The 17,570-nt window shown below is 63.8% G+C and carries 12 protein-coding genes; 6 read left to right on the plus strand and 6 right to left on the minus strand.

What is annotated here, in order from left to right:
- The 3 genes from ACTJKM_RS16155 to ACTJKM_RS16165 form a co-directional block, all read right to left on the minus strand.
- Positions 1-870 carry an ABC transporter permease gene (locus ACTJKM_RS16155; RefSeq protein ID WP_082663441.1) on the minus strand — a complete coding sequence of 290 codons (870 nt, stop codon included), beginning with the start codon at positions 868-870 and terminating at the stop codon, positions 1-3.
- Positions 867-1,808 (minus strand): ABC transporter permease, encoded by a 942-nt coding sequence (locus tag ACTJKM_RS16160; protein ID WP_440660614.1) that lies wholly within the window; start codon positions 1,806-1,808, stop codon positions 867-869. Before ACTJKM_RS16160 ends, ACTJKM_RS16155 begins: the two co-directional genes overlap by 4 nt.
- Positions 1,809-1,871: 63 nt before the next feature.
- On the minus strand, positions 1,872-3,449 hold the full coding sequence (locus ACTJKM_RS16165) for an ABC transporter substrate-binding protein (RefSeq protein ID WP_440660616.1): 1,578 nt from the start codon (positions 3,447-3,449) through the stop codon (positions 1,872-1,874).
- Positions 3,450-3,675: 226 nt separating this feature from the next.
- On the opposite strand from ACTJKM_RS16165, the gene ACTJKM_RS16170 reads away from it, so the two are divergent.
- The gene (locus ACTJKM_RS16170) at positions 3,676-4,296 is read left to right on the plus strand and encodes a helix-turn-helix domain-containing protein (protein WP_058326375.1); all 621 of its coding nucleotides are present in this window, start codon (positions 3,676-3,678) and stop codon (positions 4,294-4,296) included.
- Positions 4,297-4,336: 40 nt separating this feature from the next.
- On the opposite strand, the gene ACTJKM_RS16175 is transcribed toward ACTJKM_RS16170, so the two are convergent.
- Positions 4,337-5,368: a trans-3-hydroxy-L-proline dehydratase gene (locus ACTJKM_RS16175; RefSeq protein ID WP_113511538.1), complete on the minus strand. Its 1,032-nt coding sequence runs from the start codon at positions 5,366-5,368 to the stop codon at positions 4,337-4,339.
- 288 nt (positions 5,369-5,656) lie between these two features.
- On the opposite strand from ACTJKM_RS16175, the gene ACTJKM_RS16180 reads away from it, so the two are divergent.
- The 5 genes from ACTJKM_RS16180 to hpaH all read left to right on the plus strand — a co-directional run bounded on the left by ACTJKM_RS16180 (position 5,657) and on the right by hpaH (position 15,150).
- Positions 5,657-6,322 (plus strand): GntR family transcriptional regulator, encoded by a 666-nt coding sequence (locus tag ACTJKM_RS16180; RefSeq protein WP_058325998.1) that lies wholly within the window; start codon positions 5,657-5,659, stop codon positions 6,320-6,322.
- Positions 6,323-6,533: 211 nt separating this feature from the next.
- Positions 6,534-11,990 carry an MG2 domain-containing protein gene (locus ACTJKM_RS16185; protein ID WP_440660618.1) on the plus strand — a complete coding sequence of 1,819 codons (5,457 nt, stop codon included), beginning with the start codon at positions 6,534-6,536 and terminating at the stop codon, positions 11,988-11,990.
- A gap of 8 nt (positions 11,991-11,998) precedes the next feature.
- Positions 11,999-14,080 (plus strand): penicillin-binding protein 1C, encoded by a 2,082-nt coding sequence (gene pbpC / locus ACTJKM_RS16190; protein ID WP_440660620.1) that lies wholly within the window; start codon positions 11,999-12,001, stop codon positions 14,078-14,080.
- A 53-nt stretch (positions 14,081-14,133) separates the two neighbouring features.
- Positions 14,134-14,271 (plus strand): hypothetical protein, encoded by a 138-nt coding sequence (locus ACTJKM_RS16195; protein WP_244495562.1) that lies wholly within the window; start codon positions 14,134-14,136, stop codon positions 14,269-14,271.
- Between the two features lie 75 nt (positions 14,272-14,346).
- Positions 14,347-15,150, plus strand: a complete 804-nt coding sequence (gene hpaH / locus ACTJKM_RS16200; protein ID WP_057249209.1) for a 2-oxo-hept-4-ene-1,7-dioate hydratase — start codon at positions 14,347-14,349, stop codon at positions 15,148-15,150.
- Between the two features lie 32 nt (positions 15,151-15,182).
- On the opposite strand, the gene ACTJKM_RS16205 is transcribed toward hpaH, so the two are convergent.
- Both ACTJKM_RS16205 and glxR read right to left on the minus strand, forming a co-directional pair.
- Positions 15,183-16,451: a glycerate kinase type-2 family protein gene (locus ACTJKM_RS16205; protein WP_058325995.1), complete on the minus strand. Its 1,269-nt coding sequence runs from the start codon at positions 16,449-16,451 to the stop codon at positions 15,183-15,185.
- A 229-nt stretch (positions 16,452-16,680) separates the two neighbouring features.
- A complete protein-coding gene (glxR, locus tag ACTJKM_RS16210; RefSeq protein WP_113511533.1) occupies positions 16,681-17,565 on the minus strand; it encodes a 2-hydroxy-3-oxopropionate reductase in 885 nt (294 codons plus the stop codon).
- Positions 17,566-17,570: the final 5 nt, after the last annotated feature.

A 17,570-nucleotide genomic window follows, 5' to 3' on the forward strand; every position in this document is an offset into this window, starting at 1 on the left:
TCAGCGTCCCTTCGGCCGGAGCAGATCGGCAAGTGCGTCGCCGACGAGGCTGAAGCCGAGGCCGGTCAACACGATGGCAATGCCCGGCATCAGGCTCATCCACCAGGCCGTCATCAGGAAGTTGCGCCCCTCGGCGATCAATACGCCCCATTCGGCAGCCGGCGGCTGGGCGCCGAGGCCGAGATAACCGAGCGACGACCCGAGCAGAATCGCGAGCGCCATGTCGGTCATCCAGTAGACGATGATCGGCGAAATCGCGTTCGGCAAGAGATGGCGGAAGATGATCCGGCGATCGGAATAGCCGAGCACCCGGCCGGCGGCAGCATAGTCGTTGGCCTTCTGCGCCATGATTTCGGCGCGGGTCAGCCGGGCGTAATAGACCCAGTTCACCGCGGTGATCGCCACATACATGTTGACGAGGCCAGGGCCGAGCACAGCGACGATCGCGATCACCAGAACCAGGAAGGGAAAGGTGATGATGGCATCGACGCAGCGACCGAAGATCACGTCGGCAATGCCGCCGTAGTAGCCGACGAATGCCCCGACCGTGAGGCCGATCAAAAGCGCGAAGATCGTCGCAAAGAAAGCCATCTGCATGTCGACACGATAGGCCCAGATGACGCGCGAGAGCACATCGCGGCCGAAATTGTCGGTGCCGAAAGGATGAGCAAGGCTCGGTCCCTGCTGGATCGCCTGGAGATCGAAGGCAAGCGGATCGTAGGGTGCAAAGTTCTGAGGGAACAGAGCAAGCGCAAGCGACAGACCGAGGATGGCGATGCCGATCACGAAGGACGGGCGGGCGAAGGCGCGCGCCAGAAAGGCGGCGAGCCGTCCCCGCGTCCGCGAATGGGAATGCGTGATAGCGCTCATGATTGGCGAAGCCTCGGATCGAGCCAGGATTGCACGACGTCCGTCAGCAGGAAGACGACGGAGACGAGCACGGCGAAGGTCAGCGTCAGGCCCTGGATCAGCGGATAATCGCGGGCAAAGATCGCCTCCAGCATCAGCCGGCCGACGCCGGGAATGGCAAAGACCGTCTCGGTCACCAGCGTGCCGCTCATCAGGTTGCCGATCGACAGGCCCAGCAGGGTCACGGTGGAGACCAGAGCGTTGCGCAGCACATGGCGGGTCATGATGATGCGCGGCGAAAGGCCCTTGGCGCGAGCGAACTGGACGTAATCGGCGTCGAGCACCTCGATCAGCGAGGCGCGCAGATTGCGCAGGATGATCGCCGACGTATAGAGCGCGACGCTCAGCGCCGGCAGGATCAGATGGTAGAGATTGGCGAGGAAGGTCTTGCCGTAGCCGCCGACCGGAAACCAGCGCAATTGCGCGGCCAGCACCGTCAAAAGCAGAAGCCCGATGTAGAACACGGGCATGGAAAGCCCGACCTGAAAGACGCTGCGGATGGCGACATCGACGGAGGTGTTGACCCGCGCCGCCGCGAGAAACGCGAGCGGACCGGCGAGGAAGATGGCAAGCACGACCGAATAGAGCGCCAGGAAGATCGTTGTCGGCAGGCGACTAAGAATGATCTCCATCACCGGCGCCTTCAGCATGATCGAGCGGCCGAGGTCACCCGTCAGCGTATTCTTGACGAAGACGAGGAACTGCACCGGCAGCGGCTGGTCGAGACCGAGATTGTGCCGCATCTGCTCAAGTTGGGCATCGGTCGCCTTGGCTTCGGCCATGGCGATCGCCGGGTCGCCCGGCAAGAGGCGCACGAGCAGGAAGATGAAGATCATCACCAACAGGAACGTCGGGATGATCTGCAGCAGCCGCGCCACGAGATAGGAAAGTGAGGGCATGGTTCCAACCTTCAACGGAAGACCGGGCGGATTTCCACCCGGCCTTCGCAGATCGTTCCGCAATCAGTCGGCGCGCCAGGCTTCGGAGAAGTCATTGGCGCCGAGCGGCGTCTGCACGTAACCTTCGATCGACTTGGAGACGGCGACGGCAAACGGCGTTTCGAACAGGAAGAGCAGTGGCGCTTCCGCCGCATAGATCTCCTGCATGCGCTTGTATTCATCCTTGCGCTTGGCCGGATCGGTTTCGAAGTTGGAGGCTTCAAAGAGCGTGTTGAATTCCTGGTTGTTCCAGCCCGTGCCGACGGCCTGGCGCTGCTTGTAGTAGCCGAGCCAGCCGGTCACCTGCGCCGGATCGTTGACGTCGTTGGCCCAGCCATAGGTGTGGATGTCGAAGTCGCCGGAGCGGTTCTTCTCGCCGCGTGTCGGGTTGTCGACCTGCTCCACCTTGAGGTTGACGCCGAGCGGCGCCCACATCTGCTGGAGGGCGGTAAACAGCGTCGCGTCGTCGGCGCTGCCGGCAAGCGTCGTGAGCTTCACTTCGAAACCGCCACTGAGGCCGGCATCGGCAAGCAGCTGCTTGGCCTTTTCCGGGTCATACGGGTAGAGCGGCTCGGGGCCATAGTGAAGCTGCGTTGCCGCCGACATCAGCGAGGTCATCGGCTTGCCGGTGTCGAAAGTCACGAGCTTGATCAGCACGTTCTTGTCGGTCGCATAGTTCAGCGCCTGACGCACCTTGATATCGGCAAGCGGGTTCTTCGAGCCGTCCTTCTTCGCCTCGCGCGTGTTGATCGGCGCGTAGACGATACGGGTCGACGGGAAGAGCTCCATCTTCAGGTTCGGATCGGCGCCGAGTTCGCCGACGCGGGCGAAGGGAATGAACTCGGCCGCATCGACTTCGCCGGCCTGAAGCTTGAGAATGCGGGTGGCGTCATCGGGAATGACGAGGAATTCGACCCGGTCGAGATAGGGCAGCGGCTTGCCGTCTTCACCCTGGCGCCAGTAGTTCGGGTTGCGCTCGAAGCTCATGCTCGAGCCCTGCACGTGGCTCTTCATGACAAAGGGGCCTGACGTCACCGGTCCGGCCGCAAAGAAGGCGCGCGCCTTTTCCTGGTCCGTTGCACCGGCCGCCTTCTCGAAGGCCGCCTTCGGCATGATGCCGGTGTTGAAGGTCGCCAGAATCGAGATGATCGTCGGATCGGGGTTCTTCAGCGACACGGTGATCTTGTTGCCGTCGGCCGTCACCTTGTCGACGGCACCGAGCAGCCCGGCCCATGGACCGAGATCGGCATTGCGCGCCCTGTCGAGCGAGAAGACGACGTCGGCGCCGGTCAGATCAGAGCCGTCGGAGAATTTCAGGCCAGTTCGGAGCGCCAGTGTGATGGTCTTGCCGTCGGCGGAGACCTCATGGGTTTCGGCAAGCCCCGGCACGATCGAACCGTTGGCGCCGTTGCGCAGCAGCGTCTCATAGAGACCGTTCACCATCCAGAGGTCGGGATTGCGGTCCGCATAAACAGGATCGATGACGGTCGAGTCGTCATAGCGTGCGAATGTCATCGCGCCACCGCGTTCGATGGCAAATGCCGAGGTGGCCGAAAGCAGCCCGAGCGTCGCACCGAGCATGATAGGCAATATACGTTTCATCTCACTCCTCCTTTGACTGCAGCCAGCATCGATCGCGCGCTCAACACGTTCAATTGGATATTGGATCCAATTTTTCTTAATGTTTTTAGACGCCGACGGATTGCCGCGAAGACGTTCTTGTAGTTCCCCTTTTCAAGAAGGCCGGCATGCGATCTGATCGCTTGCCGAACCAACTTTAGCTGGACTAAAGTACATCGATAGACGTGAGTCAAGCGGAAAGAAAATCATGCCCCTGAAGATCGAAGAGGCGCCAGAAGCAGCCAGTGGCGCCTCCCTCCCCGCAACCTCGGCGCCCACGTCGCTCGGCCAGATGCTGCGCGCCCGCCGCAAGGAAATCGGCAAGACCATGAAGGACGTGGCACGCGAGGCCGGTCTGACGGAGGGCTTTATCAGCCAGATCGAGCGCGGCATCTCCACCCCGTCGCTGATCTCGCTTTATAACGTCGCCAACGCGCTTGGCACCAGTGTCGACACCTTCCTATCGCAACCGCCGCAGCACGGGCATTCCATGGTGTCGCATGCCGGCGAACGGCCCGGTTATAATGTCGAGACCAAGGAGCGCGTCTACGAGCTAATCGAACGCGGCTTTCCGGGCGCCGCGCTCAATGGCTGCATCACCCATATGCCCAAGGGTTACGCCTCCGAACTGACGAGCCACGAAGGCGAGGACTTCCTCTACCTGATCGATGGCGAGATGCTCTACGAGATCAATGGCAAGGAATATCTGTTGAAGGCCGGCGACACGCTGCACTTCCCAGCCTCGTTGCCCCATCGCGCCCGCAATGTCGGCGCCGGGCCGGCCCGGGAACTCTGGGTCGGCACCACCCGGATCATCAAGGACGACTAGGGCGGCAACGCCAAACCGAAAGGNCCCGCTCCGATATCGCTTACTGCTTGCGCGGCCAGGTATCGGCAAGCCGATAGCCGGCCGGCCACGGATCGGCCGGGTCGAGCATCACCTGGTGCGTGCCGGTGATCCAGGCCCGGCCGGAGATTTCCGGCACGATCGCCGGGCGTCCTCCGACCGTCGTCTCGCCGGCGATGCGGCAATCGAACGTCGAATCGATGATGGAATGGCCGCTGAACCGCTGGCCGACCTTCATCACGCCGCGGGCATGCAATACCGCCATGCGTGCCGAACAACCGGTGCCGGTCGGCGAACGGTCGAGCTTGGCCGGCTGAATCACCACGGTGTTGCGACCGTGCAGAACGCCGTCCTTTTCCTCGACCGGCAGCGTGAGCTGGCAGAAGGAGATGTGTGCCCATTCCGGATTTTCCGGATGGGTGAAACCGAGCTGTTCATTGGCCGCGCGGGTGATCTTGATGCCGGTCTCCGCAAGCTCGCGCGCCTCGTCCGGCGTGACCGAAAACCCGAGCGCGCGGGCGTCGGTGATGACGAAGCTGTCGCCGCCATAGGCCGTGTCGACGGTCAGTGTGCCCAGGCCCTCGACCTCGAGCTTGGCATCGAGCTTGTCGGCGAAGGACGGAACGTTGGTGACGGTGATGCGCTCGGCCTTGCCGTTGCGGCACTGGGCCACGACGTTCACCAGCCCACCCGGCGCTTCCAGCACCATGTGGGTTTCCGGCTCCTGCATCGGCACAATGCCGCTGTCGAGCAGCACGGTGGAAACGCAGATGGAGTTGGAGCCGGACATCGGCGGCGTGTCCTCGGGCTCCATGATGATGAAGCCCATCGTCGCGCGCGGATCCTTCGGCGGCACGAGCAGGTTGATATGACGGAAGACGCCGCCGCGTGGCTCGTTGAGCACGAAATTGCGCAGCGTCTGGTCTTCAGCGATGAAGCGGCGCTGTTCCCAGAGCGTATTTCCGGGCGGGGGTGCGACGCCGCCGACGATGACGTCGCCGACTTCCCCTTCCGCGTGGCAGGATACGATATGGACGACCTTGTTGCTGCGCATGCCTCTTCTCCTTGCAAGCGGTGGACGGGCGCCACCTGGGCGACCGACGCCCTGCGCATCGGCCGTACTCCCGCATTTTGCCGGGATGATACGCGACAGCGCTGAGCCCGGTGAAACGACTCATAGAAATATTGGATCCAATATACAATCTGAAATATTCGAAATCACCTCCTGAGCCACAAGGCTCTGTTGCCCGGCGTCCGGATTGGACCTATGACCATTGACCAACAACGCTAAAACGCTTCCGGATCCGCCAAGCCCGACGCTTGGCCAGTAGGTTTGAACACGATGAAACTCGATGCCGTCGATGTCAGGCAAGCCGCCTCAGCCGCCGATATCGTCTATGAAGCCTTGCGCAAGGCGATCATCGAAGGTGACCTCGCCGAGGGCGAGAACCTGCGCCAGGACCACATCGCCCAGATGTTCAACACCAGCCGCATTCCGGTGCGCGAGGCGCTTTCACGTCTTGAGCAGCATGGCCTGATCACCACGGAGCGCTACAAGGGCGCGGTCGTCGCCGGGCTTTCGATCGAAGAAATCGAAGAGATTTTCGAGTTCCGCGCGCTCATCGAGGCCGAAGTCATTCGTCTGGCCGTGCCCAATCTCGACCGTCGCACACTCGAGCTTGCACGCCAGCATTGCGAGGAGTTCGAACGCGAGGAGAATGCGGATCGCTGGGGCGAGATCAACCGCAACTTCCACTACAGTCTCTACGAGGCGGCGCGGCGGCCCTATTACCTCCAGATCGTCCGCGCCTCGCTCGACCGTATCGATCGCTACCTTCGTGCGCAGTTGACGCTCACGTCAGGCGTTGCCCGGGCGCGTCGCGAGCACAAGGCGATCCTGGATGCCTGTATGGCACGCGACGCCGAGCGGGCTTGTGCGTTGACGCGCGACCATATCCTTGATGCCGGTCGCTCGTTGACCATCTTCCTCAGAGAACAAAGAGGCTAGCGGCGCAGCTTTCCCGCCACTCTGGCCAACCGTCATAATAGTTTGATTTACATATCGTTTTATCTTGTTTCATTCCGGATCGATTCTTGACTCTTCACACTAGGACTCCCGCTGAAATTGCACCGGAGCTTGATCTCTCCTCGGTTGACAAGCGACGCGGAAGCCTGAAAAGTGAAGCCTCTATCGAGACCGGCAGCGTTGGGAGGACTTGATGTCTGTGCGCGCGTTTTTCGGCCTTTCCACCCTACTTTTGTCTCTTTTGACCATCGGAAGTCCCGCCGCTGCGCAGGAGACCGGTCGCCAAGTCGAGATAACGCAGGATGGCGACTACTTCGGTTTCGATCTCAGGACCGAGCAAAACGTCTCGCTCGACGAGTGCCAGCAGACCTGTATCGCCGATCAGTCCTGCCGCGCCTTCACCTACAATCCCAAGGTGAAGTGGTGCTTCCTCAAGTCTGATTACAATCAGCTGAATTCCTTCCCGGGCGCGATCGCCGGCAAGATCGTCCAGCCGCAGGCCGCCGAAGCCGATATTGGTGCGCCGCCGCGGCTGAAATTCCTGTCGGACCAGATCCTGCAGGACGCCCGCAACACCAAGGCCAATCTCGCCCTTGCCGACGACCAGCAGGGAATGGGCATCAATACGCTCCTCGACATGGCGCGTGGCCAGGCCGGCATGGGCAATATCGAGAACGCCCTGAAGGCCTTCCAGGGTGCGCTAGCGATCACGCCCGACGACGCCGAGCTTTGGCTTGAGACAGCCCGCACGGCCAACCGCATCACCAACAATTCGGCCGTGTCGATGCAAGCGGCGATCGCCACGATCAACGGCTACGAGTTGACCCGCACGACCGAGAGCCGGGCGCATGCGCTCGCCGTCATGGCGAAATCGCTCGAAGGCGCTGAAAATTACCGCGCCGCACTGGACGCCTACAAGGCGAGCCTGGAGCTGGTGAAGGCGAAATCCGTCGAGGCGGCCTATCTCGATCTCAAGCAGCGCAAGGGCTTCCGCGTGGTCGAGCATACGATCGACTCGGACGCAGCAACGCCCCGCGCCTGCGTGCAGTTCTCCGAACAGCTTCTGAAGAGCGGCGCCGACTATGCCTCCTTCGTCACCGTCAACGGTGCGGCGCCAAAAGCGCTTGAAGCCAAGGGCGACCAGATCTGCGTCGAAGGACTTTCGCATGGCGAGCGTTACAAACTGACGCTCAGGACCGGCCTGCCATCCACGGTCGACGAGGTGCTGGAAGCGCCTGTCACCCTCGACATCTATGTCGCGGACCGCGCTCAGATGGTGCGCTTCACCGGCGACAGCTTCGTGCTGCCCTCGACCGCACGCCGCGGCATCCCCCTCGTATCAGTCAATACCGACAGCGCCAAACTCAAGCTCTACCGCGTCGGCGACCGCAGCATCGCCCAGGTGCTGCAGAGCTCGCAGTTCCTGACCCAGCTCGACGGCTACAGCGCCCAGCGGATCGAGGACGAAAGCGGCGAACTCGTCTGGCAGGGCACGATCGACATCGCGCGTGACGTCAACAAGGAGGTCGTTACCAGCTTCCCGGTCGACGAGGCGCTGCCTGAGCGCAAGCCCGGCGTCTACGTTCTAACCGCAGCCCCGACCACCGGCGTCAGCCAGGAATGGGATGCGCGCGCGACGCAATGGTTCGTCGTTTCCGATATCGGCGTTTCCACCTATGCCGGCACCGACGGGCTGAACGTCTTCGTTCGCTCGCTCGCCTCGGCGGAACCGATCGAAGGCGTTAAACTGCAGCTCGTCGCCAAGAACAACGAGATTCTTGGCACGGCGACCAGCGATAGCGATGGCCGCGTCACATTCACGGCGGGTCTGATCCGCGGCACGGCCGGACTGACCCCTGCGGTCATCACCGCCAAGAAGGGCGAAGACGATTACGTCTTCCTCGACATGAGCCGCGCCGGCTTCGACCTCTCCGACCGCGGTGTCACCGGCCGCGCCGCGCCCGGCGCCATCGACATACTCGCCTGGACCGAGCGCGGCATCTATCGTGCCGGCGAAACGGTGCATGCGGCGGCGCTTGCGCGCGACGTCGACGGCATGGCGATCGAGAACCTGCCGCTGACCTTCGTCTTCCTGCGCCCGGACGGCGTCGAGTATCGCCGCATGACCAGCCCCGGTGGTAAGCTCGGCGGCCATACGCTCGATCTCGACACCCAGGCCAACACAATGCGCGGCACCTGGACGATGCAGATCTTCACCGATCCGAAATCCCCGGCGATCGGCGAAAAGCAATTCCTGGTCGACGACTTCGTGCCCGATCGTACCGAATTCGACCTGACGAGCGACGCCAAGGAAATCGCTGTCGGCGAGACGGCAAGCGTCGCTGTCGACGGGCGCTATCTCTACGGCGCGCCCGCGGCCGGCCTCGAGCTCGAAGGCGAAGTGACGATCAAGCCGACGCGCGAAAGTGCCGCCTTCAAGGGCTATTCCTTCGGCCTCGCCGACGAAGAGGCGAGCGAAGACACGCGCCTGCCGCTTGAGGAACTTTCACCGCTCGACGAGGAAGGTAAATCCAGCTTCGACATCCTCATCGATGAAGTGCCCTCGACCACGCAACTGCTCGACGCGACCGTCACCGTCCGCATGCGCGAGGCCGGCGGCCGCGCCGTCGAACGTTCGCTGAAACTGCCCGTGCGCGCCGAGGGCCCGATGCTCGGGATCAAGCCGGAATTCGAAGGCGAACTCGCCGAAAATTCCGTCGGCAAGTTCCGTGTCATCGCCGTCGATCCGAGCGGCAGCAAGATCGCCATGCCCGGGGCCTTGTGGAAACTCATAAGCGTCGAGCGCAATTATCACTGGTACCGTGACGGCAGCGCCTGGAAATACGAGCCTGTCGTCACCACCAAGCAGGTGGCAAACGGCAGCGTCGACCTGACGGAAGACGGCGGCGAAATCGCCGTGCCGGTTGGTTGGGCGCGCTATCGCCTGGAGGTCGAGACAGCCTCGATCGACGGTCCGACGTCGAGCGTCGAGTTCGACGCCGGCTGGTATGTCGCTGCCACCTCCACCGAAACGCCCGACGGCCTGGAGATCGCGCTCGACAAGGAGAAATACGCGGTCGGAGACACGGCCAAGCTCAAGGTCTCGCCGCGCTTTGCCGGTGAACTGCTGGTCACTGTCGGCACGGAGAACCTGATCACCACCCAGACCGCATCGATTGCCGCGGAAGGCGGCGAAGTCGAGCTGCCGGTTACCGAAGCCTGGGGCGCCGGCGCCTATGTGACGGCGACGCTCTACCGGCCGGGCGATGCGCAGGAAAGCCGCATGCCGATGCGCTCGATCGGCATCAAATGGCTCTCGGTCGATCCGGCCGAGCGCAAGCTCGCGGTCACACTCGATGCACCGGAAAAGATGGAACCGCGCAAGGCACTCGACATCAGCCTTCAGGTTGCCGGTGCCGGTGCCAACGAGGAAGCCTATGTGACGATCGCCGCGGTCGACGTCGGCATCCTCAATCTCACGCGTTACGAGGCGCCAGATCCGGAAGCCTGGTACTTCGGCCAGCGGCAGCTCGGCCTCGAGATCCGCGACCTCTACGGCCGCCTGATCGACGGCTCGCTTGGCGCCACCGGGCGGTTGCGCACCGGCGGTGACGGCGGACAGGTCGCTCTTCAGGGCAGCCCGCCCACGGAAAAGCTGGTCGCCTTCTTCGAAGGGCCGGTACAGCTCGACAGCGACGGCAAGGCGACCGTCAGCTTCGACATCCCGCAGTTCAACGGCACAGCGCGGCTGATGGCCGTTGCCTGGACGAAATCCGGCGTCGGCCACGCCATGCGCGACGTGGTGATCCGCGATCCGGTCGTCGTCACCGCCAGCCTGCCGCGGTTCCTGGCGCCGGGAGACCGGTCGGAACTGAGGCTCGACATCGCTAACACCGATGCACCGGCCGGCGACTACCAGATCCATGTCACGACCAGTGGTCCTGCCACAGTCGAACAACCGGGCACCGGCAACACGGTGACCCTGGACCAGGGCGGCCGTTCCTCCATCACCTTGCCGGTGGTCGGGCAATACCCCGGCAACGGCGTCGTTACGGTGGCGCTGACCGGTGCCAACGGACTTTCACTGGAACAATCGCTCGATCTGCTTGTGCGTCCGGCAACCCTGCCGGTGACCCAGCGGCAGGTCGTCGCAATCGCGCCCGGAAGCAGCCTGACGGTCGACGGGCAGTTGCTCGCCGACAGCATTCTGCAGGGCGCCTCGGTCAACCTCAGCGTCACGCGTTCGGCCGCCTTCGATATGCCGGCGCTGCTGATGACGCTCGATCGCTACCCCTATGGCTGCGCCGAACAGACGACGAGCCGCGCGCTGCCGCTGCTCTACCTCAGCGAGCTCGCCAAGCAGTCCGGTCTCACCGACGACGAAGGCGTGACGAAACGGGTGCAGGAGGCGATCTATCGCGTACTTTCCTATCAATCGTCGTCGGGCAGTTTCGGCCTCTGGGGCCCGGGTTATGGCGATCTCTGGCTCGACGCCTATGTCACCGATTTCCTCACCCGCGCCCGCGAACAGAAGTACGACGTGCCGGAGGCCGCGATGGTCCAGGCGCTTGAAAACCTGCAGAACGGCGTCAGCTACGACACCAATGCCAAGGACCGCGGCAACGAGATCGCCTATGCGCTCTACGTGCTCGCCCGCAATCGCAAGGCGGCGATCAACGACCTGCGCTACTACGCCAACACGCTGATCGACGACTTCCCCACGCCGCTCGCCAAGGCGCATATCGCCGCGGCGCTGGCACTCTATGGCGACGCCCAGGGGTCGCAGGATACCTTTGCCAAGGCGGCGAACATGTCGACCGGCCTCATCAATGTCAGCCTGTCGCGCTCCGATTACGGCTCGTCGCTGCGTGACAACGCGGCGGTGCTGGCGCTCGCCGCCGAAAGCCGCCCGGTTCCGCCGATCGTTCCCGAGTTGTCGAAGATCGTCGCGCGCGAATGGGAGCAGAAGACTTACACCAGCACCCAGGAACAGGCCTGGATGCTGCTTGCCGCCCGCGCCATCCAGAACGGCGATGAGGACATGGCACTGGAGGTCAATGGCGCATCGAAGACCGGCAGCTACGCCGCCCAGATGACCGGCGACGCGCTTACGACCCATCCGATCGTGATCCGCAACCAGGGCGCCGATCCGGTCTCGGCCGTCGTCACCACGGTTGCCGCACCCGCCCAACCGCTTTCGGCCGGCGGCGACGGTTTCACCATCGAGCGCACCTACTACACGCTCGACGGCGCCGAGGCGAACGTCATGGAAGCCCGACAGAACGAGCGCTATGTCGTCGTACTGAAAGTGACGGAAGCCAACGACTGGCCGTCGCGCGTGCTCGTCACCGACCTGTTGCCGGCCGGCTTCCAGATCGACAATCCGAGCCTCGTCGACAGCGCCCAGCTCGGCAACTTCGAGTGGCTCGGCGAGATCACTGCGACGCATACGGAGTTCCGCAACGACCGCTTCGTCGCGGCGCTGGACCGCAGCATCGGGGCCGGGCGCGAAGTCACGCTCGCCTATGTGGTGCGTGCCGTGACCCCGGGCGTTTACGACCATCCGGCTGCCTCCGTCGAGGATATGTACCGGCCGCAGCTTTCGGCCCGCACTGCCACCGGGCGCATGGAGGTTCAGGCGGCACAATAGGCACGACCATGTCGATTGGGCGCAAACTGCTGATCGCCTTGCCCGTCTGCCTGCTGCTGACGGGGCTGACGGGCTTTGCGATCGAGAAGGCCGACGAGGCCTTCCCGCCCCCACTTGCGGAGGCTGCCGTCGTCTCACGTGAGGTGGACGACGCCAGCGGTCAATTGTTGCGCGCCTTCGCAACACCGGAAGGTCTCTGGCGGTTGAAGACGACGGTCGACGATGTTGATCCGCAGTTCCTCAAGATGCTGATCGCCTATGAGGACCAGCGCTTCCAGGAGCATTCGGGCGTCGATTTCCTCGCGCTCGGCCGCGCTGCTCTGCAATTCGTCAGCAACGGCCGGATCGTCTCAGGCGCCTCGACACTCTCGATGCAAGTCGCACGCCTGATCGAGCCGCGCGCGCAGCGCTCCGTCACCGCCAAGCTCCTGCAGATCGCCCGCGCTATCCAGATCGAAAGGCGCCTATCGAAGGACCAGATCCTCAACCTCTACCTCACCCACGCGCCCTATGGCGGAAACATCGAGGGTGTGCGCGCCGCAAGTCTCGCCTGGCTCGGCAAGGAGCCGAAGCGGCTGACGGCCGGTGAGGCAGCGCTGCTCGTCGCCCTGCCGCAATTGCCGGAAAAGCGCCGGCCGGATCGCAATCATGCCGCGGCAGTCGCTGCCCGCGAGCGGGTGCTGACCCGTCTCGCCGTCGCTGACGTCATCGGGGACGGCGAAGCCGAGCGCGCAATCGCGACATCTGTCCCCTCGCGCCGCCTACAGCTGCCGTCCTATGGCGCCCATCTCGCCGAGCGCGCGTTGCGCAAGGACGCGCACGCGGCCCAGCATCAGACGACCTTGCGCCTCGCCGTCCAGCGTAACCTCGAGGCCGTGGCAAAGGAGGGCGCTGCCAAGCTGGGGCCGAAGGTTTCGGTCGCCATGATGATGGCCGATGCCAAAACCGGCGAGATCGTCGCTTCGGTCGGATCTGCCGACTATTTTGATGCGAGCCGCTCCGGTTGGATCGACATGACCCGTATCACGCGCTCGCCGGGTTCCACCCTCAAGCCGTTCATCTACGGCCTCGCCTTCGAAGAGGGGCTCGTCAGCCAGGAAACGATCATCGAGGATCGGCCGGCGGACTTCTTCGGCTATCGGCCGCGCAACTTCGACATGAGCTATCAGGGCGATGTCAGCGTGCGCGAGGCGCTGCAACTCTCCTTGAACGTGCCGGCGATCCGCCTTCTCGATGCGGTCGGCCCGGCTGAGCTGATGATGCGCTTCCGCCGCGCCGAGGTGAAACCGGGGCTGCCGGCAGGCGAAGCGCCCGGACTTGCCATTGGCCTTGGCGGCGTCGGACTTTCGCTGCGCGATCTCGTCCAGCTTTATGCAGCACTTGCCAATCGCGGCTTCCCCCTTCGTCTTGGCGACGGCATCGATGGCAAGGCCGGCCTGATCGAGGCCGAACCCTTACTTTCCCCCGTCGCCGTCTGGAATGTTTCCGATGCGCTCTCGGGCGTGTTGCCGCCGACGGGCAGCCGCCAGCGCGGCATCGCCTACAAGACCGGCACCAGCTACGGCTACCGCGACGCCTGGTCGGTCGGCTATGACGGCCGCCACGTGCTCGGTGTCTGGGTCGGCCGTCCCGACAACGGTGCCGTACCAGGCCTCACCGGCTATGGCAGTGCCGCCCCCATTCTCTTCGAAGGCTTCGCCAAGTCAGGCTTCGGCATAACGCCGCTACCGGATGCTCCTGCCGGCGCGATCCGCATTTCGCAAGCGGAACTGCCGATCAGCCAGCGCCGCTTCTCGCTGACCGCTAGCGGCCTCGTCAACGCTTCAGCGCGCGAACCGGCGCCGCAGATCGTCTTCCCGCCCGAAGGCTCGCGCGTCGAACTTGGGATGGATCATCAGGCAATTTCGCCGCTGACGCTCAAGCTGCAAGGCGGACGAGCGCCATTCCGCTGGCTCGCCAATGGCCGGCCTCTCCCTGAGCTGACCCGGCGCCGCGTGACACAATGGCAGCCGGATGGCGTCGGCTATTCGACACTCACCGTCATCGACGCGGTCGGCCGCGCCGCCAGCGTGCGCGTCTTTATCGAGTAGCGGCGCTCCGTTCACGCACGCCATCCTGGGGATTTGCAGCCAGTACTGCCGCGGTGGCCGATGTCGCCGCCGTGTTCCTCGCTTCCTTCACGCTCGGGCGGCTGGCTGGTGGCGCCGGCCACCTGGTGCCCCGCGCTTGCGGCTCGATCCTCATCGGCCTTGGCCTGATGCTGGCGAGCCAGCCGATCTGACTATCACAAGACGACCGGTGCCCGCGTGGCTACCTTGGTGTATCGTGAGACACGCTGGAGTGGAGGGGCCGGACCATGCTGAATGCAACCGAGATCGCCAAGGCTGCCGAAAGCCTGCATCAGGCAGAGCAGGATCGAAAACAGATCGGGCTTCTGTCGCTCAAACATCCCGACATGACTGTCGACGACGCCTATGCGATCCAGGCGGCCTTGGTCAGGCGCAAGCGCGACGACGGCCACCGCATCATCGGCTGGAAAATCGGCCTGACGTCCAATGCCATGCAGCAGGCACTCGGCATCGACACGCCGGATTCCGGCGTACTCTTCGACAACATGCTGTTCGATGATGGCGCAAGCATTCCGGCCGACCGCTTCATTCAGCCACGGGTCGAAGCCGAGATCGCCTTCGTGATGAAGGCCGGGCTGAAGGGTCCGCGCGTCAATATCGTCCAGGTGCTGAACGCCACGGACTATGTGATGCCGGCGCTGGAAATCCTCGACAGCCGCATCGTCCGCACGGATCCGAAAAGCAAGAAGGCGCGAACCCTCGTCGATGCGATCTCTGACAATGCCGCCAATGGCGGCCTCATCCTCGGCGGTCGCGCCGTACGTCCGGATAGGGTCGACATGCGCTGGATGGGCGCTATCGTCTCGCGCAATGCGGTGATCGAGGAGACGGGGCTTGCGGCCGGCGTCCTCAACCATCCGGCCCGCGGCATCGCCTGGCTTGCCAACCGGCTTGCGCAATGCGGCGATGCAATCGAGCCCGGTCAGATCGTCCTCTCAGGCTCCTTCATCCGCACGCTCGAGGCCAAGAGCGGCGACACGATCGTCGCCGATTTCGGTGCCTATGGCTCGGTGAGCTGCCACTTCGCGTAGCGCGAACGTGGCTGGCTACGCACACGCCCGTTTCACTGCACCAGGATGGCGCGGAAATCATTCACATTGGTGCCGGTCGGCCCCGGCTTGAAGAGATCGCCGAGCGCATCGAACGCCGTCCAACTGTCGTTCTTCTGCAGCAGCGCTGCCGCATCGAGCCGTTGGGCGACGAGCCGGGCGATGGTCGTATCATCGGCAAAGGCGCCGGCATTGTCCTCCGACCCGTCGATGCCATCGGTGTCGGCGGCAAGCGCCGAGACACCCTTGGCGCCATCGATGCCGAGCGCCAACGCCAGCAGGAATTCGCTGTTGCGTCCTCCCTTGCCCTTCCCGCGGATCGTCACCGTCGTCTCTCCACCCGAGAGTACCACGACAGGCTTGGCGAACGGCCGGCCGCGGCCGGCGACCTCACGGGCGATCGCCGCGTGCACGCCGCCAACATCGCGCGCCTCGCCCTCGATTGCATCGGAAAGAATGATGGCTTCAATGCCCGCGGCACGCGCCTCGGTAGCCGCAGCCTCGAGCGAGACGGACGCGGACGCGATGAGCCGGACTTCGTTTCGGGCAAAGCGCAGATCGTCAGGCGACGGCGCGGCGCTATTCGGGCTTTTTATCCAAGCCATGACATTGGCCGGCAAATCCAGGCTGTAGCGCTCGATGAGCGTCAGCGCATCCTCGCGAGTACTCGCATCGGCAAGCGTAGGGCCGGAAGCGACCAGCGCCGGATCGTCGCCTGGAATATCGGAGACGATCAGCGAGACGACCTTTGCCGGATAGGCGGCGGCGGCAAGCCTGCCGCCCTTGATCATCGAGACGTGCTTGCGCACGGCGTTCATGGCGCTGATCGGCGCACCGGAGGCAAGCAGTGCCCGGTTGACGGCAATCTCGTCTTCCAGCGCCAGGCCGGGCGGAGGCGAAGGCAGAAGCGCCGAGCCACCGCCGCAGACGAGCGCCACGACGAGGTCGTCCTCCGTCAGCCCGCTGACTTCGGTGAGCAAACGCTTCGAGGCAAGTAGACCGTTCTCATCGGGGAGTGGATGCGATGCTTCAAGCACCTCGATCTTCTCGCAAGGGGCAGCGTAGCCATAGCGGGTGACGACCACGCCAGAAAGCGGGCCATCCCAATGGCGCTCGAAGGCGGCCGCCATCTGCGCCGCGCCCTTGCCGGCGCCGACGACCACCGTGCGCCCCTTCGGCCGCTCCGGCAGATTGGCCGCAATCACCTTTTCCGGGTCAGCCGCGGCAACGGCCGAGGTGAACAGCGTTTCCAGGAAGCGGCGTGGGTCGGTGATGGCTGGCATTTGTCTCCCCTTAGAGCACTTACGCAATTTCCGGGCGGAAAACCGCTTCACACTTTTCCTGGAATTGCTTGATGATGTCTCGGGCGGCGGTTCCTCCAACCGCCGCCCGGACACATGACCGGCCCGGCACAATGGGACGCCAGACGGATCATGTGCATTTCATGCCTTGCGCTCTTGAAGCGGCGCAATTCCGAACGGAAAACCGCTTCACACTTTTCCGGGAATTGCGCTAGGCGACCTGGTGGTTCGCCATGCGCTCCAGCGCGCGCACGAGACCCGAGTGATCGAGACCGCTGTCGCCGTTGGCGGCGCAGTTGTTGAAGAGCTCCTGCGTTGCTGCGGTGTTTGGCAGCGAGATGCCGAGCGACTTTGCGCCCTGGAGAGCCAGGTTCAGGTCCTTCTGGTGCAGCGAGATGCGGAAGCCCGGGTCGAAGGTGCGCTTGATCATGCGCTCGCCGTGTACCTCGAGAATACGCGAGGAAGCAAAACCGCCCATCAGCGCCTCGCGAACACGTGCCGGGTCGGCGCCGGCCTTGGACGCGAAGACGAGCGCTTCCGAAACCGCTTCGATCGTCAGCGCGACGATGATCTGGTTGGCAACCTTGGTGACCTGGCCGTCGCCGCAGTCACCAACGAGGGTGATGTTCTTGCCCATCAGCTGCAGGAGCGGCAGGGCGCGGTCGAAGCTTTCCTGGGCGCCGCCGGCCATGATCGAGAGCGAGGCGTTCTTGGCGCCGACTTCACCGCCGGAGACCGGAGCGTCGATATATTCGGCGCCGGTTTCGCGAACCTTCTTGGCAAATTCCTTCGTCTCGATCGGCGAGATCGAGCTCATGTCGATGACGAGCTTGCCCTTGGAAAGGCCGTAAGCAACGCCGTTTTCGCCGAAGAGGACGTCCTTGACCTCAGGGGTGTCCGGCAGCATCAGGATGATCGTGTCGACGGTCTCGGCGAGCGCCTTCGGCGTGTCGACGAACTTGAGGCCCTTGTCGAGCAGTTCCTGGCGCGGCGGAATGACGAACTTCGAGGTGACGATGGTGTGGCCGGCATCCTGCAGGTGGCGCGCCATCGGCGTGCCCATGATACCCAGTCCAATGAAACCGATTGTTGCCATGGTGC

The sequence above is a fragment of the Ensifer sp. 22460 genome (assembly GCF_052044935.1).
Taxonomy (GTDB): domain Bacteria; phylum Pseudomonadota; class Alphaproteobacteria; order Rhizobiales; family Rhizobiaceae; genus Ensifer.